We start from the raw sequence: 25,874 nt of genomic DNA on the forward strand, positions 1-25,874 counted from the left end.
CACGGGGCTGTTCCGGGCACGACGGGCCACCACGCCAGCCGGGTTCAGTGGAGCGCGCCGCCGGCTTCCACGATGTCCCGCTCCACCGCCAGCGCCGTGCGCAGCAGCAGGCGCATGGCCTGTACCTGCGTTTCCAGCGGCAGGCAGGGCATGCCCGGCGCGCGTGCGGCCTGTTCCGGCAGCGCGGGCACATGCACGAAGCCGCCACGCGTGCGGGCCAGTACGGGCTGCGTGGCCAGTCGGTGCATCAACCCGTAGAAGGCATGGTTGCAGACGAAGGTGCCCGCGCTGTTGGAGACCGAGGCCGGCAGGCCCGCAGACCGCAGCCCATGCACGATGGCCTTGATGGGCAGGCTGGAGAAGTAGGCCGCCGGCCCGCCCGCAGCCACCGGCGCATCGACCGGCTGGCGGCCGGCGTTGTCGGGGATGCGCGCGTCGTCCACATTGATGGCGACGCGCTCGGGCGTGATCTCGGCGCGGCCACTGGCCAGCCCCAGGCCGACCACCAGGCGTGGCACCGCGCCCTGCGCCAGCGCCTCGTCCAGGCGGGCCAGCGCGGCACCGAACACGCAGGGCAGCTGGACCGCCTGCACCGTGGCGCCGCCGCACGCCCAGCCATCGAGCGCGCGGGCCACCTCCCACGACGGATTGACCGTGTCGCGATCGAAGGCTTCGAAGCCGGTGAGGAGGATGCGGGACATGACGGGATTCCTTCAGCGCTGCGGCGAAAGGATAGCCACGCAGGGCAGATCGCACCGGGGCTGCGAACATTGCGGTTCGAAGATGATCCATCACCGATGCCTGAATCTCCCTCTCCTTTCCTTCTCCGCAGCACGCCGGCCTCTGACGGCCTAGCCGACCGGCGCGGCTTTCTTGCCGCGCTGGCGGCGGGCGCCCTGCTTCCCTCCGCGGTTCACGCAGCACCTCGGCAGCCCTCCCCGACGCCTTCTCCCACCGCACCCGGCGTGTGGCCTCGTGCCCTCCAGGTCCCGGGCGGCGTGGCGCGCCTGGCGCTCGGGCCGGCCAACCGGCGGCCCGCGGTCCGCACCGCGGCAGGCCTGCCGGTGCTGGTGGTGGGCGACCCCATCGAATGGACGGCCGTGGTCGGCATCCCCCTGGCCGCCAGCCCCGGCGAAGCCGAGGTGCAGGTCGGCACCGCGGGCGAGGCGCACCGCATCGCCTATGCGATCGCGCCGAAGCGATATGCCGAGCAGCGGCTCACCGTGGCGCCCAAGACGGTGGACCTTTCCGCCGCGGACCAGGCTCGCTACGAACGCGAGCGCGACCATCAGGCCGGTGTGATGGCCACCTTCAGCGACCCCGTGCCCGCCGAACTGGCAATGGCGGTGCCCGTGCCCGGCCGCCGCTCCAGTTCATTCGGGCTGCGCCGCGTGTTCAATGGCCAGGCGCGCAATCCACACAGCGGCATGGACATCGCCGCGGCCACCGGCACGCCCGTTCGGGCGCCTGTGCCGGGCACCGTGATCGACACGGGCGACTACTTCTTCAACGGCGGCACCGTGTGGCTCGACCATGGCGGCGGGCTGCTGAGCATGTACTGCCACCTCAGCCGCATCGACGCGAAGGTGGGCGACCGTCTGGCCACGGGCGACGCCTTCTGCGCCGTCGGCGCCACCGGCCGCGTGACCGGGCCGCATCTGCACTGGGGCGTGATGCTGAACCGCACGATGGTGGATCCCGCCCTGTTCATCGAGGCCTGACGCGAGTTGGCCGAAGCAGTAGGCGTGGTTGGCATCGGCCAGGGCAACGAACTGCGCCCTCCCCTCGGCCAGGCGAGGTGTCGCGCGAATGATCTGCGCGGGTGGCAGCGGAGGGCCGCCCCGGGCCGACAGCTCGAATTCGCCCGTGCCGCGCCGCAGCATGCGCCGCCGTCCGACACGCCGGTCGGCCTTGCCGCTGGTGCAATCCTCAGCGAGGCGGGTCGCAGTGGAAGGCCCGTCCGAACCATCGTTTGAGGAGAAACGAATGCCCCGATTTGCCACCATCCAAGGCCATGTCACCTACACGCCCGGCGACGGCGCGCCCATCGAGATTCCGGAAGGCCGGGTCGAAATCGTGGAGGCCGAAGACAGCGTCACGATGTCCTGGGAGGCCGAGCCCGGCACCGTGGGCACCACGGCCATGCCGCGCCTGCAGTACGACCAGTATGTCGAAGCCGGAAAGATCCGTCCGGACGCGGAGGGTCAGTCGTCAGCCTGAAACTTAGAGGCGCGGGGACGGGGGCGACGTGCCGCTTGCCCCGACCCAGCGCCGTCTGGGCGCACCTGGTCAGGCTGCACCGCGGGAGCGACCCAGGCCTCGCGCAAATGGTCCAGGAACCGCTGGGCCAATGGCGTCGGCGTCGCGCCCGCCAACGTCAGGATCCCCATCTGCCGCGTCAAGGCCACATCGGCCAATTGCAGCCCCTTGAGCACCGCGTCGCGGGGGTCGAGGGCCAATTCCGGCACCAAGCCCACCCCCAGGCCCGCCTCGACCATGGCGAGCAGGGCGCTCACATGGCCCACTTCCAGCCAGGCCCGCGGTGGGCGTTGATCCGCACCCAGCCCTGCATCCAGCAGGCGTCGATTGCCGCTGGTGCGTGCCACCGTCACCCACCGCTCCGCCGCGAACATCGCCAGTGCCAATGACCGCTTGCGTGCAAGCGGATGGTCCCGCCGCACGGCCAGCACATAGCGCTCTTCCAGCAGGGGTTCGAAGCCCAGCGCCGCGTCCGTCACGCCGCTGAAGCCCACGCCGAAATCGGCTTCGCCGGTGCGCACGGCCGCGGCGACCTCGTCCATGCCACCGTCCATCAGCCTGACCCGCACCTGCGGCATGCGGCGACTGAAGCCATCGATCAGCTCAGGCATCCGCGCCGTTGCCACGGTGGGCACACAGGCGATGGAAATGCGGCCCGCATGGCGCGCCGCGATCTCATGCACGCCCAGCACCGCGGCCTCCAGGTCGTCCAGAGCGAATCGGGCGCGCGACAGGAAGGACTCTCCCACCCGGGTCAGCCTCACCTCGCGCGTCGTCCGCTCGAACAGACGCGCGCCCAGCAGTTGCTCCAGCCGGTCTACACGGCGGCTGAGCGCGGCGGGCGAAAGGTGCAGGTCTTCGGCAGCGGCCCGGAACCCGCTGCGGTCGGCCACCGCAACGAAGGCCTGCAACTGTTGGAGATCGAAATTGATGCGTGGCATGCAACAAGTGTATTGAACGTTGCACTTGTCGTAACAACGCGGGGCGCGGAGGATTCGGCCCGGTTTCAACACATCCTCCAAGAACATGACCGAGACAAGCCTGAAGCGAGGCTTCGCCTGCGCCGCCCTTTTCCTCGCCTTCACCGCCAACGCCCTGGCCCAGCCCCTGACCATCGTGTCCTCGGGCGGCTTCGCTGCGGCCTACAAGAAGCTGGTGGCCGAGTGGCAGAAGCAGCCCGACCATGAGGTCGACTCGCAGTGGGGCCCGTCGATGGGCGCCACCAAGAACGCCATTCCCCAGCGTCTGGACCGCAAGGAACCCATCGACGTGGTCATCATGGTCGGCGATGCGCTCGACAAGCTGATGGCCACCGGCCAGCTGGTGCCGGGCTCCAAGGTCGTGCTGGCCGATTCCACCATCGCCTGCGCCGTGCCGCAGGGGGCGCCGCGCCCCGACATCAGCACCGTCGACAAGCTGCGCCAGACGCTGCTGAATGCCCGCTCGGTGGCCTGGTCCGACAGCGCCAGCGGCGAATACATCGAGCGCGAGATGCTGCCCAAGCTGGGCATCGCCGAGCAGATGCGCGGCAAGGGCCGCAAGATCCCGGCCACGCCGGTGGGCGAGATCATCGCGTCCAAGGAAGCCGACTTCGGCTGCCAGCAGCGCAGCGAACTGCTGCCGGTGCATGGCATCGACATCGTGGGCGACCTGCCGGCCGACGTGCAGTACGTGACCGAGTTCTCCGCCGCCGTCGTCGCCAGCAGCCCGCGCCGCGACGAAGCCACGCGCTTCCTGCGTTTCCTGGCCACGCCCGAGAACGCGGAAGTGATCCGCTCGACCGGCCTGGTGCCGATGACCAAGGGCGGCACGCGCTGAGCGAGCGCCCCCTGTGGCCGGCCGCCGCTCCCGGCGGTCGGGCCCGCGCCGCGCGCACCTGCGCCGGCGCTTTTTTCTTTCCTCTCTCCTTTCTTTTCCGGACCCGCCGACCATGCGATCGATCTCCCGCCGCGCCGTGCTGAGCGCCCTGGCCTTTTCCACCCTCACCGGCGCTGCCGGCATCGCCGCGGCGGCCGACTGGCCTTCCAAGCCGATCACCCTGATCGTGCCTTTCGCGGCCGGCGGCACCAACGACATCCTGGCCCGCATCGTGGGCCAGAAGCTGTCGACCCAGCTCGGCGTGCCGGTGGTGGTGGACAACCGCGGGGGCGCCGGCGGCACCCTGGGCGCCGGCATCGCCGCCCGCGCCACGCCGGACGGCAACACCTTCCTGATGGCCGCCATCGCCCATGCCGTGGCACCGGCGCTCTACAAGAGCCTGCCCTACGACTTCGGCCGCGATTTCGACCCCATCGGCCTGATCGGCACCACGCCCAACGTGCTGATCGTCAACCCGTCGGTGCCGGCCAAGACCGTACCCGAGCTGATCGCCTATGCCAAGGCCAACCCGGGCAAGCTCAACTACGGTTCGGCCGGCCCCGGCAGCACCGAGCACCTGGCCGGCGAGCTGTTCCGCGCCATCACCAAGACCGACATCACGCACGTGCCCTACAAGGGCGGCGCGCCGATGATGGCCGACCTGCTGGCCGGCAACATCCAGATGGCGCTGGAGACCAGCCCCTCGGCCTCGCCGCACATCAAGGCCGACAAGGTGCGGGCCCTGGCCGTGACCTCGGCCACCCGCTCGCCCATCTTCCCCAATCTGCCGCCCCTGGCCGAAGCCGGCGTGCCGGGCTACGAGATGACGACCTGGTTCGCGCTCATGGCCCCGCACAACACGCCCGCCGCCGTGCAGGAGCGCATGCAGAAGGAACTGCGCACCGCGCTGGCCAACCCCGAGGTCAAGACCCGCTTCGCCGAGCAGGGCGTGACGGCCGGCAACATGACGCCCGCCGAAGTGCGCAGCTTCGTGCAGCGCGAGACCCAGCGCTGGGGCGACAGCCTGCGCAGCGCGGGCGTCAAGCCCGAATAAGCGACTGCCCGGACCCGCCCCGGACCCCACGCAAGCCGGCCCTGTTGCCGGCTTTTTTCATTGGGTCAAGGCCGCTGCCGCGTGCGCTTCCTGCAGGCACTGCGCGAACAGCGCCGTGGCCCGCGCCGGCTGCGGCGAGCGGCGCCACACGCCGACGAAGCGGCAGTCGTAGACCAGGCGCTGCGGCGCCAGCGCCCGCAGCCGGCCTTCGCGCTCGAAGCCGGCCGCGTAGTGGTCGGGCAGGAAGCCCAGATAGCGCCCCGACAGCAGCAGCAGCGCGATGGCCTCCTGGTCGTAGCCGGTGGCGCGCCGGGTCAGACGTGCGCGGTGGCTCAGCTCCATGTTGGGCGAGTGGTAGCCCAGGCCGGCAAAGGCATGGCGGCGCAGGTCGGCCCAGTCCAGCGCGTCGGTGTCGGCCTCGAAGAGTGGATGGCCACGGCCGGCGTAGAGCTGCATGGTTTCGCCAAACAGGTCGGCATAGGCCAGGCTCTGCGAAGCCCGGTGCGCCGGCACCACGCCCACATGGAAGCGGCCGTCGATCACGCCGCGCTCGATGGCGTTGAGCGAGGCCACATGCACGTTCAGCGACACACTGGGCGCGCGCTCGGCAAAGCGCGCCATCGCCTCCCCGATTCGGGCCTGCGGGTTGCTGGCCGTCTTATCGAACAGCGCCACCTCCAGCTCGCCGCCCATGCGGCCGTGGATCTCGTCGATGCCGCCACGGAAGGTGTCCACCGCCGCCAGCAGGCCCAGCGTCTGCTCGTAGACCTTCTGCCCCTCGGGCGTGAGGGCGAAGCCGGTGCGCCCGCGCCGGCACAGCGTCAGGCCCAGGCGCGTTTCCAGGTCCTTCACGTGGCGGCTGACGGTGGAGGTGCCGATGTTCAGCTCCAGCTCCGCCGCCGTCATGCCACCACAGTCGACCACCGCCTTGAACACCCGCAGCAGGCGCAGGTCCATGTCGCTGACCTGGCCGAGCACGGCGCGGCCTCGCGGGCGGGCCTCTTCCGCGGCCGCGGCCGGCTTCGCCTTGCCCCTCGTCACAGGCGGCACCGCTGCAGCGGGAGCGGCGGCACGCGGCTTTCTTGCTTGCATGGATCGTCAAGTGAACAGTGATGAATGTCCATTTTCGCCAGTATCGGCATCGCCACAATCATGACCATCCCCGGACTTTTCCCACCGCCGCCATGAGCTCCATCCTCGAATCCCACGTCTCGGCCCCCGCCGTGCGCACCGACGCCGCCTGGCTCGAAGCCCACTGGATGCCTTTCACGGGCAACCGGCAGTTCAAGGCCGACCCGCGCATCATCGTGAGCGGCAAGGGCGCCTACTTCACCGACGCCGACGGCCGCAGGATCTTCGACGGTCTGTCGGGCCTGTGGTGCACGGGCCTCGGCCACTGCCGCAACGAGATCAGCGAGGCCGTGGCCCGCCAGGTGGCCACGCTGGACTATTCGCCGGCCTTCCAGTTCGGACACCCGCTGTCGTTCGAACTGGCCAACAAGGTCAAGGACCTGATGCCAAAGGGCCTGGACTATGTCTTCTTCACCGACTCCGGCTCCGAGTCGGCCGACACCTCGCTCAAGCTGGCCCGCGCCTACTGGCGCGCCAAGGGCCAAGCCAGCAAGACCCGCCTGATCGGCCGCGAGAAGGGCTACCACGGCGTCAACTTCGGCGGCATCTCCGTGGGCGGCATCGGCGGCAACCGCAAGACCTTCGGCCAGGGCGTCGAGGCCGACCACCTGCCCCACACCCAGCCCGCCATGGGTACCTTCGCCAAGGGCATGCCCGAAGTCGGCGGCGTGGAACTCGCCAACCGCCTGCTGGACGTGATCGCCCTGCACGACGCGTCGAACATCGCCGCAGTGATCGTCGAGCCCTTCTCCGGGTCGGCCGGCGTGGTGATCCCGCCGGTGGGCTACCTGCAGCGTCTGCGCGAGATCTGCACGCAGAACAACATCCTGCTGATCTTCGACGAGGTCATCACCGGCTTCGGCCGTGCCGGTGCCATGACCGGCGCCGAGGCCTTCGGCGTGACGCCGGACATCCTGAACTTCGCCAAGCAGGTGACCAACGGCGTGCAGCCGCTGGGCGGCGTGGTGGCCACCAAGGAGATCTACGACACCTTCATGGCCGCCGGCGGCCCGGACTACCTGGTCGAGTTCCCGCACGGCTACACCTACTCGGCCCACCCGGTGGCCTGCGCCGCCGGCATCGCCGCACTGGACCTGCTGATCGCCGAGGACGGCCCCGGCCGCGTGAAGGCGCTGGCACCCTACTTCGAGACCGCGGTGCACAGCCTCAAGGGCGCCAAGCATGTGGCCGACATCCGCAACTTCGGTCTGGCCGCCGGCATCACCATCGCCCCGGTGCCCGGCGAGCCGGCCAAGCGGCCCTACGAAATCGCCATGGCCTGCTGGAAGAAAGGCTTCTACGTGCGCTACGGCGCCGACACCATCCAGCTGGCGCCGCCCTTCATCACCGAACGTGCCGAGATCGACCGCCTGATCAACGCCGTGGGCGAGGCGTTGCAGGAAGTCGCCTGACGTTCAGCCGCTCGTGCTTCAATACGGGGATGGACGCCCGAAGCACTGACGCCGCCACCCGCCCCGCCGTGATGATGCAGGTCCTCGTGCCCGATGGCACGCTGGCCCAGCACAGCACGGCGCTGGAGGCCGCACATGATGTCTTTCGTGTGACACGGGTGGCGCCGCAATTCGCCTGGCAGGCCATGGAAAAGCTGGCCGACTGGGAGCAGTCCGGTGCCGACGGCGACGCGCCTCTGAGCGAAGCCGAGGACCTGGCCATCGACGTGCTGCTCTGCGCCCGCGAAGCCGCCAACCAGTCGCTCGGCGTACGCCAAGGCGAGCCGGCGGTCGAACTGCAGTTCATCGAAGCTTCCGCCCCACCCCGCTGAAGGTCGCAGCTGTCGAGAGGGGGCCCGCCGCAGCCCCTTTTTTTTTCAGCCCTTGTTGCCGTTCGTCTCGGTCTTGCGCAGCCCGCGCACGTTCATCACGGCCAAGCAGACCTGCAGCGAGATCAGCGCCCAGGCCTGCGTGTGCAGACCCCAGGCCGCCCACATCACGTTGCTGGCCAGGAAGATCCCGAAGCCGGTGTTGCGTCGCCGCTTGTTGTTCGAGGCCACGAGCCAGGCAGAGAGCACCGACGCCGCGAACGCGGGCCACTGAAGCATTCCGATCCAATCCATCCAGCAGTTCCTTGCAGCGCGCAGCACCGGCGGCCGATGGCAGCATCGTGCGTGGCGGGACGGGGTCTGTGCGTGGGAACGGGACGGCCTGCCGTGTCGGCGCCCGGCCAGGGCCCGGCAGCCGGGTCAGGGGACAGGGCACAGGCGCCGCAGCGCCGCCACCAGTTCGTCGAGGTCCAGCGGCTTGACCAGATGGGCGTCGAAGCCCGCGCGCCGTGTGCGCTCGACGTCGTCCGGCTGGCCCCAGCCCGTGGCGGCGATCAGTCGCACGGCCTGTGCATCGGGCATGGCCTTGACCGCACGCGCCACTTCGTAGCCGTCGGGCGACGGCATGCCGATGTCCAGCACCAGCACATCCGGTGGCGCATGGACCACCTGCGTCAGCGCCTCGCTGCCCGACAGCGCGACCTGCGTGTCGAAGCCCCGCAGCCCGAGCAGCCGGGCGATGGGCCAGACCGCGTCGGCGTTGTCGTCCACCAGCAGCACCCGCAACGGGCGCGCCGCTTGAGCGGCGTCGTCGGCAGGCGTTGCGGCAAGCTGCGGATCGGGACGCACCTCGCCAGGCAGCCCGCCGATGGGCACGGCCACGATGAAGCGCGAGCCCTTGCCCGGCCCGCGGCTGTCGCCGCTGACCCGCCCGCCGTGCAGCTCGACGATGCTGCGCACCAGCGCGAGGCCGATGCCCAGGCCGCCCGCGCCGGGCCGCAGTTCCGACGGCCGCTGCGCGAACATCTCGAACATCGATTCGACCACCCCGGCCTCCATGCCGATGCCGTTGTCGCTGACGCCGAAGACGATCTCCGCGCCCTGCTGCGAGACATCGAGCGCGATGCGTCCGCCGTCGGGCGTGTACTTGACGGCGTTGGTCAGCAGGTTCGACAGCACCTGGCTCATGCGCACGGGGTCGACGAAGACCTGCAACTCCGGCTCCGGCACCGCGACGGCGAGCGCATGCGCCGCCTCGTCCACGCCGTGACGCGTGGCCTCCACCGCGGCCTCGACCAGCACACGAACCGGCACCCAGCGCTTGCGCAGGTTCATGCGGCCCAGGCGCAGGCTGGAGACGTCCAGGAGGTCGTCGAGCAGCACCTTCATCGTCTGGGTCTGCCTCCGCACGATGTCGATGACACGGCCGCGTTCGGGCGCGGGCAGGTCCGGCTCGGCCAACGCGGTGCCCGCGGCGTGAATCGATGCCAGCGGATTGCGCAGTTCGTGGGACAGCACGGCCAGGAAGCGGTCCTTGCTGCGGTTGGCGGCCTCCAGCGCCTGCTGCGCGGCGCGCTGCTGGCTCTGGTCGCGCAGGATCTTGACGAAGCCCACCAGGCCGTCGGGCCCGCGCATGGGCATGAGCGCGCCGCTGGCCCAGAAGCGCGAGCCGTCCTTGCGGACATGCCAGCGGTCGTCCATGGCGTGGCCTTCGCGCAGCGCTGCCTGCAGCTCCAGCCGCGGCGCGCCCGCGGCGCGGTCCTCATCGGTGAAGACCAGGTCGGCGAAGCGGCCGACCACCTCGGGCTCCGAGTAGCCCAGCAGGCGCTCGGCGCCGGTGTTCCATCCGGTGATGCGCGCCTGCAGGTCGGTCGAGAAGATGGCGTACTCGACGGCGTTCTCCACGATCAGGCGCAGCCGCTCCTCGCTTGCACGCAGCGCATCCTCGGCGCGGCGCCGCTCGCCGATGTCGGTGCTGACGACGACCAGCGATGGCCGCTCGTCGCCGGCGGCATCGAGCAGGCCGACGCTGTTGTGCATCCACAGCACCGAGCCGTCCTTGCGCAGGCAGCGCTTCTCGATCTGGAAGGGCTGGCGATCGCGCAGCAGCCGCTCGGTGCGCTCCATGCTGGGGGCGCGATCGCCGGGATGGATCAGGTCCATCATCAGGGTGCCCACGAGTTCGCCCTCGTCGTAGCCCAGCATGCGCGCGTAGTGGCGGTTGACGAAGAAGATGCGGCCCGACTCGTCGGCCTGCAGCACGCCCACCGACGCATGGTTGACGATGGCGCCGAAGCGGGCCTCGGACTCGCGCAGCGCCCGTTGCGCCAGACGCAGCTCACTGATGTCCACGAAGGTCAGCACCACGCCGGCCACCTCGCCTTCGCCGGTACGGTGCGGCAACACACGCGCCAGGTACCACGTGCTGGCACCGGCCTCCACCTCGCGCTCCACCGCACCCAGGTGCCGCAGCACGTGCGCGGCGTCGTCCATGAGGCCGGCATAGCGCAGCGGCGTGGCCAGGTCGGACAGCGGCCGCCCCAGATCGCCAGGGATGAAGCGGAACAGGGCGCAGGCGGCGGGTGTGTAGCGCACCACCCGCAGATCGCGGTCCAGGAAAACGGTCGCGATGGCCGTGGCGTCGAGCAGGTTGAGCAGTTGACCGTTGCTCTGCCGCAGCGCCTCGATTTCGCGCTCCAGCGCGCTCACGCGGCCCGCCGCCACTCCGGCCGCCGCAGCGGCATGGGCGTCGCCGCCCGCGGTTGGCGGGGCGGGCGGACGGGCGTCGGAGCGGGCGTGATCGTCCATGCGGATCCTCTCGGTGGATGGGTCGGTCCGACCGAGCCTGCCCCCATGCAGGCTCAGAGGCTGTAAGCCTTGAGGCGGTTGTAGAGCGTCTTGAGGCTGATCCCGAGCACCGCGGCCGCGCGCTCCTTGTGGCGCTCGCAGTGCAGGTAGGTGGCCATGATGGCCTGCCGCTCGATCTCGGCCAGCGTGGTGCCCACCGGCACCGAGATCCAGCCCGGCGTCAGGGCGGCCTGGGCAGCCGGCGCAGGCGCAAGCGGCTCCAGCGGCATGGGCGCAGAGGCCGCGGCCAGCTCCGCCGAGGAATCGGCCGCGCCGGGTGGCATCCATTCGTCGGACATCCAGCCGTCCACGCTCATCACCCAGGCGCGCTGGACGGCATTGCGCAGTTGCCGCACGTTGCCGGGCCAGTGGTAGGCGCGCAGCTTGCGCAGCGCCTCGGGCGTGAAGCGACGGGTCAGGCCCTCCTGCACTCGCAACTGCTGGGCGAAGTGCAGGGCCAGCAGTTCCACGTCGTCGCCGCGCGCGCGCAGCGGCGGCAGGACGATCGGAAAGACGTTGAGTCGGTACAGCAGGTCCTCGCGCAGCACGCCTGCACGCACCGCTGCATGCGGGTCGCGGTTGGTGGCCGCGATGATGCGCACGTCGGTCTGCTGGACTTCGGTGGAGCCCACCCGCATGAAGGTGCCCGACTCCAGCACCCGCAGCAGCTTGACCTGCAGTTCGGCCGGCATTTCGGTGACTTCGTCGAGGAACAGCGTGCCGCCATGGGCCCGCTCGAAGAAGCCGCGATGCTGGCGCTCGGCGCCGGTGAAGGCGCCGCGCTCGTGGCCGAAGATCTCGCTCTCGATCAGATGCGGCGACAGTGCACCGCAGTTGACCGCAAGGAAGGGCTGCTCGCGACGGCGGCTGAGGTCATGGACGGCGCGGGCGACCAGTTCCTTGCCGGTGCCGCTCTCGCCCTGGATGAACACCGTGGCCGCCGAGCCCGCGACGCGGGCGATCTGCAGGTACACGCTCTGCATCGGCTCGGAGCGGCCGATCAACGCGCCGAAGCGGCCCGTCTCGCGCCAGGCCTCGGTCAGTTCGGCCACTTCGGCGCGCAGACGCGAGGGCCGCATCAGCCGCGACAGCAGATGCCGCAGCTGCTGCGGCTGTACAGGCTTGACCAGGTAGTCGGCGGCGCCCAGGCGCAGCGCGCGGATCGAAGTCTCGAGGCTGGCCTGCCCGGTGATCAGCACCACCTCGATGTCGTGGCTGCTGGCCTGGGCCGCCTCGAGCAGTTCGAAGCCGCTGCCGTCGGGCAGATGGACGTCGAGCATCATCAGGTCGGGTGGCGAAACGGCCAGGGCGCGATGGGCATCCGCCAGGGTGCCGCAGGTGGAGACGCGATGGCCCTCCCGCGCCACCAGCGCGGCCAGCATGCGTGCCACGTCCTCATCGTCCTCGACGATCAGTGCTCGTCCCATTCCACTCCTCGGGTGTTCTGTTCTGCAGCCGGCCGTCCGGCCTCCTGTGCGAGGCGCACATGCCCACGCCGGGCTCGACGCTATCCCAGCTGGACGGGTAGTGCTGTCGGACGAGAGCAGAAATTACGGCAATGCATACCTGTCGGTGCGGCGCGCGAGCGTCTTTGGAGTACTAAAGTTCTAGCTCTGCACGAGTTTGGCCGTGGCACGTCCGTTGCGCTGTAGGGAAGGTGAGACTTTCAAGATCGACCGCCAGCGGCATGGCCCGCGCTTCCCGGGCCGCAAGTGCCCTTCACCCCCTTCTCCTCGATGGCGAGTCCCCTGCCGGGCTGCGCCGCACCGTGCGCCAGGGGGCGTGCGCATGATCCGGGTCGGCATCGCCGACGACCATCCGGTGGTGCGCTCTGGCCTGCGTGCATTGCTGTCCACCTGCGACGACATGACGGTGGTCGGCGAAGCCCGCGACGGCCGGGAGACGCGCGCCCTCGCGCTGGACGTGCGGCCCCACGTCCTCATCATGGATCTGATGATGCCGGGCTACAGCGCGCTCGACCTCATGACCAGCCTGCGCGAGCGTGCCTCGGGCGTGGCCGTGCTGGTCTACACCGGCTACCCGGCGGAGCACTACGGTCCCGCACTGCTGCGCGACGGCGCCCGGGCCTACCTGGGCAAGGACTGCGACCCGGACGAGGTGCTGGCCGCCGTGCGTGCGCTGCATGCCGGCCGGCGCTACATCACGTCGGACATGGCGGGCGTGCTCGCCCAGCGCTCGAGCACGCAGACCAGCGAGGCGGCGCCACACCACTCTCTCACGCCGCGCGAGTTCCAGATCTTCCTGAAACTGGCGCAGGGTGACAGTCCGGCCCATATCGCCGACGCCCTGTGCGTGTCCGCCAAGACCATCAGCACGCACAAGGCGCGCATCATGGCCAAGATGGACCTCCACTCGAACAGCGAGTTGACCTACTACGCCACCAAGCGTCGCCTGCTGCGATGACGGAAGACGACGCCATGGACAAACCGATCCCGCCCCCTGCTTCGCACCGCGCCCCGCCGGCGCCGGGGGGAGCGAACGCGCCGGATTCGCCGCAGCAGGCCCTGCTGCGCGAGTTCGACCACGACGCGCGTTCGCCCCTGAGCGCGCTTGCGGCAGCCACCGAGTTGCTGGGCGCCACGGACGACCCGGCCCTTCAGGAAGAGGCCCGCGGCGTGATCGGCCGCCAGGTGCGCAAGCTCAATGACCTTTTCGCGGCCTTTCGTGCCCGACTCGCCCTCCTCGCGCACGGGCGTTCGGACCCGCCAGGCTGAAGTGGCCCGATGAGGCGCGCAGGCGCCCCTCACTCCATCAACTGGTGCCGCACGGCGTAGAGCGTCATCTCGCCGTTGGAGCGCAGGCCGAGCTTCTCCAGGATGCGCGTGCGATAGCCACCCACCGTCTTCACCGACAGGCACAGCGACTGCGCGGCCTGCTGCAGGTCGCAACCCTGGGCCAGCTTGAGCAGCACCTGCAGTTCGCGCCGCGTGAGCGGCTCTTCGCGGCATCCGTCGGCAGGCACGCAATGCTCCAGCAGCAGGTTGGCCATGGTGGGCGACATGTAACGCTCGCCGCGCGACACGGCCCTCACGGCATGCAGCAGCTCCGTGGGGTCGCTTTCCTTGTCGACCAGCGCGCGCACGCCCTCACGCACCAGCGTGCAGGCGTACTGCTCCGCGGCAAAGCCGGTGTAGACCACCAGGCCCACGTCCGGCGCCTGCATGCGCAGACGAACCACCTCGTCGAGCACGTTGGAGCCGGGGATCACCAGATCCAGGATCAGCACGTCCAGCTGCTGCGCGATCAGCTCGCGCGCCAGTCCTCGGGCCCGGTCGCATTCCCAGACCATCTGTAGGTCGTCCTCCGCCGCGAACAGGGCCCGCAGGCCACTGCGCACGACGGGGTGATCGTCCACCACCCCGAGACGGACCGGCGCCGGGAAGCGAATGGAACGGGCTGTCGGGGAAAAGCCGGAGACAGGCGCGGAGGCCGAAGGAATGGAACTCTGCATGAACATTGATGAAGGCAACTCCCGTGCCGCCGAGACGGACCCGACTGTTCGTCCAGAAGCGCGAAGTTGAGAGCAGAAACCGCCATCTGGATGGGGATGCACGACAAGCCCGGCCGGAGGTTTCCGTAACTGTTGCGGCAAGCCTTGCCGGGCGGCGAGTCGAGATAGGCCTCGAACACAACGAGGAGTTGGTCATGCGCGCCATCGCGCGTGCATTTGGGTTCGCGCGCTGGCCGCGCCTTCCGACGGCAGCACGGTCCTCGTCCGACATGGCGCTGCCGATGCGCTTCTAGGCTGAAGCCGTCGGTGCCGCAACTGGCCTGCCCCATTCCGGGGAGTCGGAGCGCCGGCTTGTCCCACGAACACAAGGAGCAACGCATGTCGAATTCACAGAATGGCCGTCCGGGCCATACCGAGCACAACGCACAGGGCAGGCAGCCGCCGACGCCGCGCAACGAAGCCCGTCGCACACCGGAAAGCCGACATGATCGCGAGGACCATGTCGGTGGCAGCAATCAAAAGCAACAGCGCCAGAGCCGTGGTGTCCATTGACCGATGGACCGCCGTCGCGGTCTTCACAAGCGCGCTGGCAATCGGTCTTCCCGCCGCTGCGCAGGGCTCCGGCAATCCCCGTGGCAATCCGCAGGGCAGCGAGTCTCCCGGCACCACCGGTCGGGCCATAGCCCCACCGGCCAGCCGTCCGCCGCAAAGCGCGGCTCCCACGACACGTGAGGAGGGCCGACGCACCAACCCTGACCAACCGGACTCAAGCAGTGGTCATGGGCGCGAGATCGGGGTGGGACAGCCCGGTGGCCTTGGGGGCCCGAAGGGAGCAGAGAGCGGCAATCGGACGACCGAGACCAATCAGGCACCCCGGCCTGCCAAGAAACCCTGAGGCAACTGCCGCCGGGCGACTGGGGCGCCCCGCGATGCGGCGCCGCTCCCGTGCTCAGTCGGGCCGGCCGTTGCGGGACGACGGCTCCGCAGCCGGCTGCGTCAGTGGGCTGTGGGGTTCGCCTGATGGCGTCCTGTCGCCGCCAGGAACGCCGCTCACCTGCCGCAGATCTTCCGCGTGTCGATGGGCACCCTCCCCGCGATCTCCCGCTGGCGATGCTTCCTGGTCGAGCTGGGTGGTGGGCGGGTGGCGCGGGTCGCCCACGACAGGCGGGGTCGGCATCGGGATCTGTTGGGGTGGCGTGTCGCTGTCGGGCCGCTGACCGCCCTCGAGCGTCCTTGCCGGGTCCTCACCGACACCCTGAGGCGGCGCACGGCGACGGTCTTCATTGGGTTGCATGGTCATGTCCTGAAAGAGTGGATGAGTCGGTCCGCCCTCAAGAGCGGTGATCGTCCACAGAAGACCTCGAATCGACGCTCCTGGGTGTGGTCCGCTGCTTTGCACGGAAGTAGGAATCCCCGCAACGCGTCCCGCAAACCCGGCACGTTGCAAGTGCGCACGACGGCCTGCTCCCTGGCCTACAGGCGAATGCCGGGAAGCGCGCCAAGGTGGCGGCTCATCCATCAACAGGAGAGCACCATGAGCACCACCCGCATCACCGACAGCGGCGAAGGCACCCGCCCCACGACCGATGGCGCCGCCAGCAACCTCGGCGCCGCCAAGGGCTACCCCGATGGCGACACCGTGAAACCCGGACCGCATGAGCGGATGATGGACAAGCGCCAGAACGCCGAGGCGGCCGAACACGACGGCGCGGCCCCGTGGGGCGTGCGCGAATCGATGCGCCCCAACCCCAACACCGAGCCCCCGCCCTGGCCCGGCAAGACGCGCACGGGCCGCCAGGCGCCTCCGGGACGTTGACACTGGCATCACCGCGAGGCCGGGCGTTCCCAGGTTGCGCGTCCCGGGTTGCTCCTGTGGAGCGACGGCCTGACGCGCACTAGCATGCGGCGATGGACCTCCGGCAGCTGCGCTACTTCGTCGCCCTGGCCACGCAGAAGAACTACGGCAAGGCCGCCGGGGTGCTGCATGTCACCCAGCCTGCATTGAGCCGTCAGATTCAGTTGCTTGAAGAAGAGCTGGGCGTGCGGCTCTTCGAGCGCCACGCCCGGGGCGCCGCCCCCACGGAGGAGGCCGAGCTTCTGCTCGAGCGCTCGCTCTTCCTTCTGCGCTACGCCGAGCAGATGAAGGTCGACCTGCTGGCACGCCAGCGCGATCCCCGAGGGCCGGTGGCCGTCGGTCTGTCGCCCGGGTTGGCCCAGCAACTCGGGGTGCTGCTCACGACCGCGGTGCTGGCCCAGTATCCCGAGGTGCGGCTTCGCATCGTCGAAGGCTTTGCGCCCTCGCTGCAGGCGATGCTGGCCGAGGGGGACGTGGACATCGCTCTGCTGATCGAGCCCGTCGAGCGCCGCAACGTCAACATGGTGGCGCTGCTCAAGGAAAAGATCTGCCTCATCGGCAAGGCCGACGACCCGCGGCTCAAGCGCTCACGTGTGCGCATACGGGACCTCGCGGGCGTGCCGCTCGTGCTCACCGGCCTCGTGAAGTCGGGCGTGCGCCTCGAGCTCGAAGCGGCAGCCGCCAGAGCACGCATCGAACTGGCGCATCAGGTCGAGGTCGAGACGGCCGAGGTGGCGCGCCGCCTAGTGCTGGCCGGTGTCGGCGTGACGGCGCACTTCGCCGCGGCGGTGAAAGAGGACATCGCCGAAGGGCGGCTGCGTGCGGTGCCCATCGAGGGGCTCTATCTGCACCGCGTCATCGCCCGTGCCGCAGACCGTCCGACCTCCCGCGCCACGGCGTGCGTGATGCAGGTGGTGCGCACCGTGATCGAAGCGCACGTAGGCGAAGGCCACTGGCCCAACGCCGAACTCGTCGGCTGAACGCCCGCGCCGCGATGCCGGCGCCTTATGGCTCCAATCAGAAGATGCATTTGGACGAACAGCAGCGGCCCGCCTAGTCTTCGCTCGTGCCGGCACCTCGTACGTGCCGGTCGCCAACGACAGGAGACAACCCATGCCCATCGACCGTCGCGCGCTGCTGCGCGCGCTAGCCGCCGCCTCGCTCGCCCCGCCCCTGGCCAGGGCACAGGATTCCGCGCCCTTGCGCATCGTCGTGCCCTTCAGCGCCGGCAGCGGCACCGACATCACGGCCCGCAGCCTGGCCGACACCATCAACCGCAGCAGTGGCCGGACCGTCATCGTGGACAACAAGGGCGGCGCCGGGGGCGTGCTGGGCGCACTGGAGGTGGCGCGGGCAAAGCCGGACGGCAACACGGTGCTCTACACCACGGGCGGCTTCACCACCAACGCGGTGCTGGTCAAAAAGCTGCCGTTCGATCCCATCGCCGACTTCACGCCCGTCACCCGGCTGCTGCGCTCTTCCGGCTTCGCGCTGATCGTCCCGAGCAACTCGCCCTACCGGCAACTGGAGGACTTCGTCGCGGCAGCGCGCGCCCGCCCGGGGCGGTTGAGCTTCGGCTCATCGGGCGTCGGCAACACCACCCATGTGATGGGCGTGCTGTTCTGCCGCGGGGTGGGCGTGGACCTGCTGCATGTGCCCTTCAAGGGCACGCCGACGACCGACCTGATCGCCGGCACCGTGGACTGCGCCTTCCTGTCGCCCACGGTGGCGGCGGCCCAGCTCAAGGCCGGCCAGCTGCGGGCACTGGGCATCTCGGGGCCCACCCGCGCCCCGACCCTGCCCGACGTGCGCACCTTCGAGGAGGCGGGCCTGACGGTGCAGGACATTCCCGCGTGGACCGGCGTCTGGGCGCCGGCGCACCTGCCGCCGCCCTTGCTCGAGGGGCTGCACCGCACCTTCACCCAGGCGCTGGCCGTGCCTGCCTTCGCTGCCTTCCTGCGCGAGAACGGTGGCGAGCCCGACGGCCAGCGACCGGATGCCTTCAAGGCCTACAGCGACGGCGAGATCGCCCGCTACCGGCGCCTGCTGCCGCCGCTGGGCATCGAGATGGGCTGAACCACGATGCCCGAGTCCATGGCCCTGCGCGGCACCCGCACCGCCTTCGAGCTGGCCGGCCACGGCCCTGCCCTGCTGATGCTGCATGGCGCGGAAGGCAGCCGCCGGCAGTTCGCCACCATCCGTGCTCACCTGCAGTCGCACTTCACGGTACTGACCTACGACCAGCGCGACTGCGGCGACACCCACAACCCCGAGGTCCCCGCGACCCTGGCCGACCTGGCCGACGACGCGCAGGCGCTTATGGCTGCGCTGGGCATCCCGAGGGCCCATGTGTTCGGCACCTCCCTGGGCGGCCGCGTGGCCCAGACATTGGCACTTCGGCATCCGGCAGCGATCGACCATCTGGTGCTGTCCAGCACATGGCCCTTGCCCGTGGATCTGGCGGCCGAGAACCCGGAGGCGGTCGCCGCCACCGCGCAGCTGCGTGCCGGCCTGCCCGCGACGGCCGAGCAGCTCGCCGGCTATTTCTATCCCGCGCACCATCTCGCTGCCCATCCGCAGGCGCGGCAACACTTCGCGGCGGCACCGCCGCGCTCGGCGCGGTCGGAGCGCCGCTTCCTCACCGCCCGCGACATGCCGGCGCTCGATCCCTCGCACATTGCAGCACCGACGCTGGTGATCGCCGGCGCGCTGGATGCGCTGGTTCCGGCGCAGTTGAGCCTCGCGCTGTCGCGGTCCATCCCCGGTGCACGCACAGCCATCCTGCCCGAGGTGGGGCATCTGGGCGTCGCCCAGGCCCCGGAGGCGGTGGCCCGGCTGGTGATCGACTTCGCCACGGGTGCGCCGGCATGAATCCATCCACCCGCTTCGCGCCCGCTGGCGCATGGAGTTCCTCTCGATGATCGATGTCCCTGTTCTCATCGTCGGTGGCGGCCCTGTGGGACTGACCGCCTCGATCTACCTGTCGCACTTCGGCATCCCGTCGCTGCTGGTCGAGCGCCATCCGGGCACGGCCGTGCTGCCCAAGGCCCGCGCCCTCAATGCCCGCACCATGGAGATGTACCGCCAGATCGGCCTGGAACGCGCGATCCGCGGCGCGGGCATGCCGGAGCGCTTCGGCCACATGGTGATGTGGGCTGAAAGCCTGGCCGGTGCCGAGATCAAACGCCTGGAGCCGGCGCGCGGTGCTGCGAGCCAGGCCCTGTCCGTCACCAGCAACTGCGGTTGCTCGCAGGACATGCTGGAGCCGGTACTGCGCGAGCGGGCCGAGGCGGCAGGCGCGGGCCGCGTGCGCTTCGGCACCCAGCTCGTCGAACTGCAATGCCACGACACGGGCGTCGTCGCGCGCATCCGCGATGGCGCAGGGCAGGAGGAAGAGGTGTCGGCGCGCTACCTCATCGCTGCAGATGGCGCGCAGAGCCCGATCCGCCAGCAGTTGGGCATCGAACGCGACGGGCAACGCGACGTCTACGACAGCGTCAACATCCACTGCCGGGTCGATCTCACCCGCTGGATCGACGACCGTCCGGCCGGGCTGTACCTGATCGAGCAGCCCGAACTGCGCGGCACGTTCATGACCATCAACGGCACGGACCGCTGGGGCTTTCTGGTGACCTCGCTGTCGCACTATGGCTACACGCCGGAGCAGTTCACACCCGGCTTCTGCACCGAGGTGATCCGGCGCGCCGTGGGATGCCAGGACCTGGCGGTCGAGGTGCTGGGCGTCGGCGCATGGAAAGCCTCGGCCCTCGTGGCCCGCCAGTACCGGCAGGGGGCCGTGTTCCTGGCAGGCGATGCGGCCCACGAGATGCCGCCCACGGGCGGCTTCGGTCTCAACACCGGGGTGCAGGACACCCAGAACCTGGCGTGGAAGCTGGCCGCCGTGCTCAAGGGCGACGCGGGCGAGGCGCTGCTGGACACCTACGACGCCGAGCGCCGGCCAGTCGGCCAGGCGGTCACCCACTCCAGCCTGCTCAATGCCCTGTCCATGGGCCGTACGGCCCGGCAGCAGGAAGCGGTGCTGCCGCGCAAGGAGTTCCTCAACGAGGTGGGACTGATCTTCGGCGCCCATTACCGGTCGGCGGCGATGGTCGACGATGGGAGCCGGCCGGCGGTGGACGACGCCGTGCTCCAGTACGTGCCCAGCGCCACGCCAGGTTGCCGCGCTCCGCATGTGCCGTTGACACGCGACGGTCGATCGCTGTCGACGCTGGACCTGTTCGGCCGCGAGTTCGTCCTGCTCACCGGCCCGCACGGCATGCCGTGGCACGAGGCGGCGGCACGCTTGCGGCCTTCGCTCGTCGGCTTCGTCATCGGCCAGCATCTGCAGGACGAGAACGGCCGGTTTCTGCGCAGCTATGGCCTCGCACCCGGCGGCGCGGTGCTGGTGCGGCCCGACGGCTATGTGGGCTGGCGCGCGGCCGACGCGGTGGACGACCCTGCGGCCGAGTTGGCGGAGGCCCTGGATCGGGCGCTGTGCCGTGAGAGCTTTGGGGGCGGGGCGTGAACGCCGCAATCTCGGCCCTCCACCACTTCACAGTGGGATGCGCACCTGGCGACCTGCCCGTGCTGCTCGACTTCTACACGCGGGTGCTGGGCCTGAAAGAGGGCTTCCGGCCCGGCCTGCGCCACCCGGGTCACTGGCTCTACGTGGGCGACCAGGCCATCATCCACCTCAACGCGCTGCGCTCCAGCACGCCGGCCCGCAGCGGCGGCGCGCTCGACCACGTCGCGCTCAAGGCCGAAGGCCTGGACGGCACGCGACGGGCGTTGAAGGCAGCGCAGGTGCCGTTCACCGAAGCGCCCTTGTACGGCACCCACCTTCACCAGGTGTTCGTGGAAGACCCACTGGGCCTGAAGGTCGAACTGAACTTCGATCTCACCCAGGAAGAGGCGCACGGCGGACAGCCCGACGCGCCCTGAGACACGGGCCGCGCGCGGTGGGCTTCACCGCTTGGCGTCGGCGCCCGCGCCCTGCGACAGCACCAGGAACTCCTGCGTCAGCACGCCCAGGCGCTCGCCCAGCCAGGCAGCCGTGGCCTCTTCCTGACGGAGGATGTCCTCGCAGACCTGGCGGGTCTGCGTGTCCTGCGCCATGTCGGCCGCAGCCACCAGGATGCGGTACGTGGCCACCTCGAAGTGCTCGAAGGCATAGCAACTCATGGCCACCTTCATCACCTCGTCGTCGGCCATCCGGGCGCCCAGACCCTGCACCATGGCACCCATCTTGGCGGCCATGTCCTTCATGCTGGAGGTGTCGCCGCCGCGGCGCTGGATGCACTCGCGCAGCATTCGCGCCTGCTCGCGCGTCTCCTGCAGATGCGCCTGCATCTTGGCCTTGAGTTCGGGATAGTTCTGCAGCCGGTCGCTGGCGGTCTGCAGCATGGTCTCTGCCTGCTCTTCCATCGCATGGGCGTCGCGCAGCCAGTCCAACAGATGGTCGGCGGGTTGGGTCATCGAAAAGCTCCTGGTAGGGGATGAAGAAAGAGATTCAGCCAGCGCGCCGCCGGCTTCGAGTCCGTCGAGCGAGGCACCCGGGTCCTCCTCACCAACGGCCGACTCGCGCGCCAGGTCCGTGCCGAACGCCTTGCCAGAGTGGGAGTTCATGGGATGCGTCCTGTGGGAAGTCGAAACGCCCACCCTGCGGTGCAGCGGCCCCACGGCTGTAGGAAGAGTCCCGGCACCCGGCCGGCGAGACACGCGGGCGCCTATGGCGAAGACCGCCGACGGAGAGCCCTGCCGCCGCGCGGCTGTGCGCTCCCACTCCCGCCTGGGCCTCCACCTACACCTTCGCCGACAGGGGCTGCGAACGCTGAGCGCTGGCGTCCTCGCATCGACGGGGGCCCTCCAACCCCAACCACCCCACAGGAGTCTTCTTCATGTTCTCGCACAACAAGCGACTGCAGTACACCGTGCACGTCAGCATGCCCAACCCTGGCCTCGCCAACCTCATGCTGGAGCAGTTCGGCGGCCCGCAGGGCGAACTCGCCGCAGCCTGCCGCTACTTCACCCAGGCCATCGCAGAAGACGATCCCGGTCGCAAGGACATGCTGTTCGACATCGCCACCGAAGAGCTGAGCCACCTGGAGGTGATCGGCAACCTCGTGTGCATGCTCAACAAGGGCGCCAAAGGCCGGCTGGCCGAGGGCGTGGACGAGCAGGGCGACCTCTATCGCTCGATCACCGGCGCCGGCAATGACAGCCACCTCACGCAGGTGCTCTACGGCGGCGGCGCGCCACTGGTCAACTCGGCAGGCGTGCCCTGGACGGCCGCCTACGTCGACACCATCGGCGAGCCCACCGCCGACCTGCGCTCCAACATCGCAGCCGAGGCCCGCGCCAAGATCGTCTACGAGCGTCTCATCAACCTCACCGAGGACCCGGGCGTGAAGGACGCCCTCACCTTCCTGATGACGCGCGAAGTGGCGCACCAGAAGTCCTTCGAGAAGGCGCTCTACAGCATCGAGCCGAACTTCCCCCCGGGCAAGCTGCCGGGCGACCCGCGCTTCACGAGCGTGTACTTCCGCATGTCCAAGGGCGAGGCCGACCTCAAGGGCCCGTGGAACGAAGGCCCAGACTGGGACTTCGTGCCGATGACGCAGGACTCGGCTCCCGTGGATGGACGCACGGGCTGGGCCTCCGTCGAACTCCCCGAAGGCGATGCGGAGCTGGTGCGTGCGATGGCCACGCGTACCCAGTCGCGCACCGACATCGATCCCACCACCGGTGCCGAGCTGGGCGCCGGCGTCACCCCGCCCCCGGCGGCCAAGAAGAAGTGAGCGCAGGGCGCGAAGCGGACGCGCCGGCACCGGGAGGCCTGGCGCTGGTCATCATCGACATGATCAGCGGCTGGGACTTTCCGGATGCCGAGCACCTGCTGCCGCATGCCCAGCGTGTGGCCACCGAGATCGCCGGCCTGGCCCAGGCCTGCCGCGATCGAGGTGTGCCTGTCATCTATGCCAACGACAACCGTGGCCGCTGGCGTTCGGACTTCAGGACGCTGGTCGAGCATGCACTGGGCCAGGACGGGCCGGGTGCCGAGATCGCCCGTCTGATGCGTCCGCAGGAGCACGACTACTTCGTGCTCAAGCCCAAGCATTCCATCTTCCATGGCACGCCCATGCCCTTCCTGCTGCAGCACCTGAAGGTTCAACGCCTGGTGCTCGCCGGTGTCTCCAGCGACCAGTGCGTGCTGATGTCCGTGTCCGACGCGCGCATGCGCGAGCTGGACCCCATCGTGCCCGCCGACTGCTCCGCATCGCAGGGCGATGCCCGGCATCAGGTGCTGCTGCAGCAGTTGCGCGAGACCTGGAAGGTCGAGGCGCCGGACACCTGGCGCGCGATCTTCGAGGACGCGGCGCCTTCCTCCTCCCCTGAACCACCACCCCGCCAGGAGCCCTCCAATGACTGAACCCAAACCGCAGGCCTCCACGCCGCCCCAGCAGCCGCCCGGCCTCGAATCGCGCATGACACCGCAGCCGGATTTCGGCGCCGACAGCTACCGCGGCAGCGGCAGGCTGCAGGGCAAGGTGGCGTTGATCACCGGTGGCGACAGCGGCATCGGCCGCGCTGTCGCCCTGGCCTTTGCGCGCGAAGGCGCCGACCTGCTCATCGCCTACCTGCCGGAAGAGGAAAGCGACGCCCGCGTCACCCGCGAATGGGTGCAGCGCGAAGGTCGCCAGTGCCTGGCCATTGCGGGCGACATCCGCAGCGAAGCGCATTGCCGGTCGCTGGTCGATGCCGTGGTACGTCAGTTCGGGCGGATCGACGTGCTCGTGAACAACGCAGCCTTCCAGATGAGCCACAAGTCGCTTCAGGAGCTGACCGAGGAAGAGATCGACCGCACCTTCCGCACCAACGTCTTCGCGATGTTCTTCCTCGCCAAGGCGGCTGTGCCGCACATGAAGCCCGGTGCCTCGATCATCAACACGGCGTCGATCAACGCCGACAAGCCCAACGCCACGCTGGTGGCCTATGCGGCCACCAAGGGTGCGATCCAGAACCTCACCGGCGGCCTGGCCCAGTTGCTGGCCGAGCAGGGCATCCGCGTCAACTGCGTGGCGCCGGGGCCGGTATGGACACCGCTGATCCCCTCGACGATGCCGCCCGAGCAGGTCGCCAAATTCGGGCAGCAGACGCCGATGAAGCGCCCCGCCCAGCCCAAGGAGCTGCAGGCGGCCTACGTGATGCTGGCGTCGGATGAGGCGAGCTACATCTCGGGCGCCACGATCGCCGTCACCGGCGGCGTGCCGATGATCTAGAGCGCATCCCTCGTTGGCAGGAGCAAGGTGACGAGCTGCGTCCGGACGACGAAGCCGCCCTAGAGCGGCACCCAGCTGGGCGTGCGCGCCAGCGCGGCGAACAGCTCGGCCGCCTGGTCCGACGGCGTGGCGTAGAGGTCCAGCGGCAGCGGCATGCCGTGGCGCACGAAGACGGCGCGGATGCGTTCGTCCCAGTCCAGCAGGGCCATCGACCAGTCCGGGAACACCCGGCTCGGGACGGGGCCCCGGTCGAGCAGCTGCAGCTTGCCGTGGCGTTCGTCGTCCAGGAGGCGGGCAAACAGATGCTCCACCGCCGCCTGCGGTCCTTCGAGGTACTGCATATACACGCCATCCAGCAGGCACAGGGCGCCCGTGACGCCCGCGGCCGGGTTGTTCTCATGCGACTGACGCAGGATGCCCGCCACGTCCTCCGAGCGGAAGGGCCGTGCACGACTGGCGTAGATGAGTCGGTAGATCACGCGATGCATCCTAGTCCCCCTCCCGCCAAACCCGATGGTCCGTTGCAGAGATCTGGAGGCAAAAGGAGCCGCATCTGGATTTCAGGGCAAACCCTGATCGCAATCCCTGAAACCGGTTTCATAATTTCCGTCATCGGAGACACACCGGCGCGTCCATGCGTCCCATGCCGTGAATTACCAGTTCCAGTTCGATGCCGTGCTCGCCGCCTGGCCCCTGCTGCTCAAGGGCACATGGATCACGGTGCAGCTCTCGCTCACCGCCACGCTGCTGGGCCTTGCCGTGGCCGTGGTGTGCGCCTGGGGCAAGACCAGCGGCCCGGCCCCGCTGCGCTTCCTGATCAATGCCTACATCGAGGTGATCCGGAACACGCCCTTCCTGGTGCAGCTGTTCTTCTTTTTCTTCGCGCTGCCGGTCATCGGCGTGCGCTGGTCGCCCTACATGGCCGCGCTCACGGCCATGGTGGTCAACCTGGGTGCCTATGCCACCGAGATCATCCGGGCCGGCATCGAGTCCATTCCCAAGGGCCAGATCGAGGCGGGCCGCGCGCTCAACCTCAAGAGCTGGGAGATCTTCCGCTTCATCATCATCAAGCCCGCGCTCAAGGCCATCTACCCGGCCCTGACCAGCCAGTTCATCCTGCTGATGCTGAGCTCGGCCGTGGTGTCGGTGATCTCGGCCGATGACCTCACCTCCGTGGCCGCCACGCTGCAGTCGCAGACCTTCCGCAGCTTCGAGATCTACATCGTCGTGGCCGCCATCTACCTGGGCCTGGCCCTGCTCTTCTCGCTGCTGTTCAAGCTGATCTACCAGCGCGTGCTGCACTACCCCGACCGCCGCTGAAGGCAGCACCAGGAGACGAC

At 69.6% G+C, this 25,874-nt stretch carries 28 protein-coding genes; 19 read left to right on the plus strand and 9 right to left on the minus strand.

The features are described from left to right. Positions 1–44 precede the first annotated feature (44 nt). The gene (gene pcp, locus BXA03_RS18520) at positions 45–701 is read right to left on the minus strand and encodes a pyroglutamyl-peptidase I (protein WP_076510578.1); all 657 of its coding nucleotides are present in this window, start codon (positions 699–701) and stop codon (positions 45–47) included. A gap of 96 nt (positions 702–797) precedes the next feature. Between pcp and BXA03_RS18525 the strand changes: the two genes are divergently transcribed. Then, positions 798–1,721: a M23 family metallopeptidase gene (locus tag BXA03_RS18525; RefSeq protein ID WP_083716175.1), complete on the plus strand. Its 924-nt coding sequence runs from the start codon at positions 798–800 to the stop codon at positions 1,719–1,721. 265 nt (positions 1,722–1,986) lie between these two features. Beyond that, positions 1,987–2,220, plus strand: a complete 234-nt coding sequence (locus BXA03_RS18530; RefSeq protein ID WP_076510580.1) for a hypothetical protein — start codon at positions 1,987–1,989, stop codon at positions 2,218–2,220. On the opposite strand, the gene BXA03_RS18535 is transcribed toward BXA03_RS18530, so the two are convergent. Continuing rightward, positions 2,205–3,200 (minus strand): LysR family transcriptional regulator, encoded by a 996-nt coding sequence (locus tag BXA03_RS18535; RefSeq protein ID WP_076510582.1) that lies wholly within the window; start codon positions 3,198–3,200, stop codon positions 2,205–2,207. The two genes, BXA03_RS18530 and BXA03_RS18535, sit on opposite strands and share 16 nt — an antisense overlap. 85 nt (positions 3,201–3,285) lie before the next feature. On the opposite strand from BXA03_RS18535, the gene BXA03_RS18540 reads away from it, so the two are divergent. Together BXA03_RS18540 and BXA03_RS18545 are read left to right on the plus strand one after the other, a co-directional pair. Further along, on the plus strand, positions 3,286–4,077 hold the full coding sequence (locus BXA03_RS18540; protein WP_076510584.1) for a substrate-binding domain-containing protein: 792 nt from the start codon (positions 3,286–3,288) through the stop codon (positions 4,075–4,077). A gap of 112 nt (positions 4,078–4,189) precedes the next feature. Then, entirely contained in the window at positions 4,190–5,170 is a 981-nt protein-coding gene (locus BXA03_RS18545) for a Bug family tripartite tricarboxylate transporter substrate binding protein (protein WP_076510586.1), read from the plus strand. A gap of 57 nt (positions 5,171–5,227) precedes the next feature. Here BXA03_RS18545 and BXA03_RS18550 read toward each other — a convergent pair whose 3' ends face one another. Next, complete coding sequence (locus BXA03_RS18550; protein WP_076510778.1) at positions 5,228–6,127, minus strand: LysR family transcriptional regulator; 900 nt, start codon at positions 6,125–6,127, stop codon at positions 5,228–5,230. A gap of 227 nt (positions 6,128–6,354) precedes the next feature. Here BXA03_RS18550 and BXA03_RS18555 point away from each other — a divergent pair, with 227 nt between their 5' ends. Further along, on the plus strand, positions 6,355–7,713 hold the full coding sequence (locus BXA03_RS18555; protein ID WP_076510588.1) for an omega-aminotransferase AptA: 1,359 nt from the start codon (positions 6,355–6,357) through the stop codon (positions 7,711–7,713). Between the two features lie 29 nt (positions 7,714–7,742). Further along, positions 7,743–8,084, plus strand: coding sequence for a hypothetical protein (locus tag BXA03_RS18560; RefSeq protein ID WP_076510590.1), 342 nt, complete (start codon positions 7,743–7,745; stop codon positions 8,082–8,084). Positions 8,085–8,129: 45 nt separating this feature from the next. Here the strand turns inward: BXA03_RS18560 and BXA03_RS18565 are convergent, their stop codons facing one another. The 3 genes from BXA03_RS18565 to BXA03_RS18575 all read right to left on the minus strand — a co-directional run bounded on the left by BXA03_RS18565 (position 8,130) and on the right by BXA03_RS18575 (position 12,355). Continuing rightward, positions 8,130–8,360 (minus strand): hypothetical protein, encoded by a 231-nt coding sequence (locus tag BXA03_RS18565; protein ID WP_234983739.1) that lies wholly within the window; start codon positions 8,358–8,360, stop codon positions 8,130–8,132. A 141-nt stretch (positions 8,361–8,501) separates the two neighbouring features. Next, positions 8,502–10,889, minus strand: coding sequence for a PAS domain S-box protein (locus tag BXA03_RS18570; RefSeq protein ID WP_076510594.1), 2,388 nt, complete (start codon positions 10,887–10,889; stop codon positions 8,502–8,504). A gap of 53 nt (positions 10,890–10,942) precedes the next feature. Beyond that, positions 10,943–12,355 carry a sigma-54-dependent transcriptional regulator gene (locus tag BXA03_RS18575; RefSeq protein WP_076510596.1) on the minus strand — a complete coding sequence of 471 codons (1,413 nt, stop codon included), beginning with the start codon at positions 12,353–12,355 and terminating at the stop codon, positions 10,943–10,945. Between the two features lie 361 nt (positions 12,356–12,716). Between BXA03_RS18575 and BXA03_RS18580 the strand changes: the two genes are divergently transcribed. Further along, positions 12,717–13,352: a response regulator gene (locus tag BXA03_RS18580; RefSeq protein ID WP_076510598.1), complete on the plus strand. Its 636-nt coding sequence runs from the start codon at positions 12,717–12,719 to the stop codon at positions 13,350–13,352. A 14-nt stretch (positions 13,353–13,366) separates the two neighbouring features. Then, positions 13,367–13,663, plus strand: coding sequence for a hypothetical protein (locus BXA03_RS18585; protein ID WP_143476364.1), 297 nt, complete (start codon positions 13,367–13,369; stop codon positions 13,661–13,663). Between the two features lie 29 nt (positions 13,664–13,692). On the opposite strand, the gene BXA03_RS18590 is transcribed toward BXA03_RS18585, so the two are convergent. Further along, positions 13,693–14,304 carry a response regulator gene (locus tag BXA03_RS18590; RefSeq protein WP_159444731.1) on the minus strand — a complete coding sequence of 204 codons (612 nt, stop codon included), beginning with the start codon at positions 14,302–14,304 and terminating at the stop codon, positions 13,693–13,695. A gap of 474 nt (positions 14,305–14,778) precedes the next feature. On the opposite strand from BXA03_RS18590, the gene BXA03_RS27040 reads away from it, so the two are divergent. From BXA03_RS27040 to BXA03_RS18620, 7 genes are all read left to right on the plus strand, one after another. Beyond that, a complete protein-coding gene (locus BXA03_RS27040; RefSeq protein ID WP_200803401.1) occupies positions 14,779–14,952 on the plus strand; it encodes a hypothetical protein in 174 nt (57 codons plus the stop codon). A 982-nt stretch (positions 14,953–15,934) separates the two neighbouring features. Further along, positions 15,935–16,216: a hypothetical protein gene (locus BXA03_RS18595; protein ID WP_076510602.1), complete on the plus strand. Its 282-nt coding sequence runs from the start codon at positions 15,935–15,937 to the stop codon at positions 16,214–16,216. Positions 16,217–16,308: 92 nt separating this feature from the next. Continuing rightward, on the plus strand, positions 16,309–17,235 hold the full coding sequence (locus tag BXA03_RS18600; protein WP_076510604.1) for a LysR family transcriptional regulator: 927 nt from the start codon (positions 16,309–16,311) through the stop codon (positions 17,233–17,235). 133 nt (positions 17,236–17,368) lie between these two features. Next, a complete protein-coding gene (locus tag BXA03_RS18605; protein ID WP_076510605.1) occupies positions 17,369–18,331 on the plus strand; it encodes a Bug family tripartite tricarboxylate transporter substrate binding protein in 963 nt (320 codons plus the stop codon). A gap of 6 nt (positions 18,332–18,337) precedes the next feature. After that, positions 18,338–19,126, plus strand: a complete 789-nt coding sequence (locus BXA03_RS18610; protein WP_076510607.1) for an alpha/beta fold hydrolase — start codon at positions 18,338–18,340, stop codon at positions 19,124–19,126. 46 nt (positions 19,127–19,172) lie between these two features. Then, on the plus strand, positions 19,173–20,780 hold the full coding sequence (locus tag BXA03_RS18615) for an FAD-dependent monooxygenase (protein WP_159444732.1): 1,608 nt from the start codon (positions 19,173–19,175) through the stop codon (positions 20,778–20,780). Then, entirely contained in the window at positions 20,777–21,196 is a 420-nt protein-coding gene (locus BXA03_RS18620; protein ID WP_083716178.1) for a VOC family protein, read from the plus strand. Before BXA03_RS18615 ends, BXA03_RS18620 begins: the two co-directional genes overlap by 4 nt. A gap of 24 nt (positions 21,197–21,220) precedes the next feature. On the opposite strand, the gene BXA03_RS18625 is transcribed toward BXA03_RS18620, so the two are convergent. Beyond that, a complete protein-coding gene (locus BXA03_RS18625) occupies positions 21,221–21,880 on the minus strand; it encodes a ferritin-like domain-containing protein (RefSeq protein ID WP_234983740.1) in 660 nt (219 codons plus the stop codon). Between the two features lie 272 nt (positions 21,881–22,152). Here BXA03_RS18625 and BXA03_RS18630 point away from each other — a divergent pair, with 272 nt between their 5' ends. The 3 genes from BXA03_RS18630 to BXA03_RS18640 are packed head-to-tail and all read left to right on the plus strand — an operon-like array spanning position 22,153 to position 24,534. Further along, positions 22,153–23,052, plus strand: a complete 900-nt coding sequence (locus BXA03_RS18630; protein WP_076510613.1) for a manganese catalase family protein — start codon at positions 22,153–22,155, stop codon at positions 23,050–23,052. Next, complete coding sequence (locus BXA03_RS18635; protein WP_076510614.1) at positions 23,049–23,684, plus strand: cysteine hydrolase family protein; 636 nt, start codon at positions 23,049–23,051, stop codon at positions 23,682–23,684. Before BXA03_RS18630 ends, BXA03_RS18635 begins: the two co-directional genes overlap by 4 nt. After that, a complete protein-coding gene (locus BXA03_RS18640) occupies positions 23,677–24,534 on the plus strand; it encodes an SDR family oxidoreductase (protein ID WP_076510616.1) in 858 nt (285 codons plus the stop codon). The genes BXA03_RS18635 and BXA03_RS18640 overlap by 8 nt, the downstream gene beginning before the upstream one ends. Positions 24,535–24,593: 59 nt before the next feature. On the opposite strand, the gene BXA03_RS18645 is transcribed toward BXA03_RS18640, so the two are convergent. After that, positions 24,594–25,013, minus strand: coding sequence for a BLUF domain-containing protein (locus tag BXA03_RS18645; RefSeq protein ID WP_159444733.1), 420 nt, complete (start codon positions 25,011–25,013; stop codon positions 24,594–24,596). Between the two features lie 169 nt (positions 25,014–25,182). Here BXA03_RS18645 and BXA03_RS18650 point away from each other — a divergent pair, with 169 nt between their 5' ends. Continuing rightward, positions 25,183–25,854, plus strand: a complete 672-nt coding sequence (locus BXA03_RS18650; RefSeq protein WP_076510620.1) for an amino acid ABC transporter permease — start codon at positions 25,183–25,185, stop codon at positions 25,852–25,854. The last annotated feature ends 20 nt before the right edge of the window (positions 25,855–25,874 follow it).

This window comes from Pseudacidovorax sp. RU35E (assembly GCF_900156165.1).
In the GTDB taxonomy this organism is placed as follows: Bacteria; Pseudomonadota; Gammaproteobacteria; order Burkholderiales; family Burkholderiaceae_C; genus Xenophilus.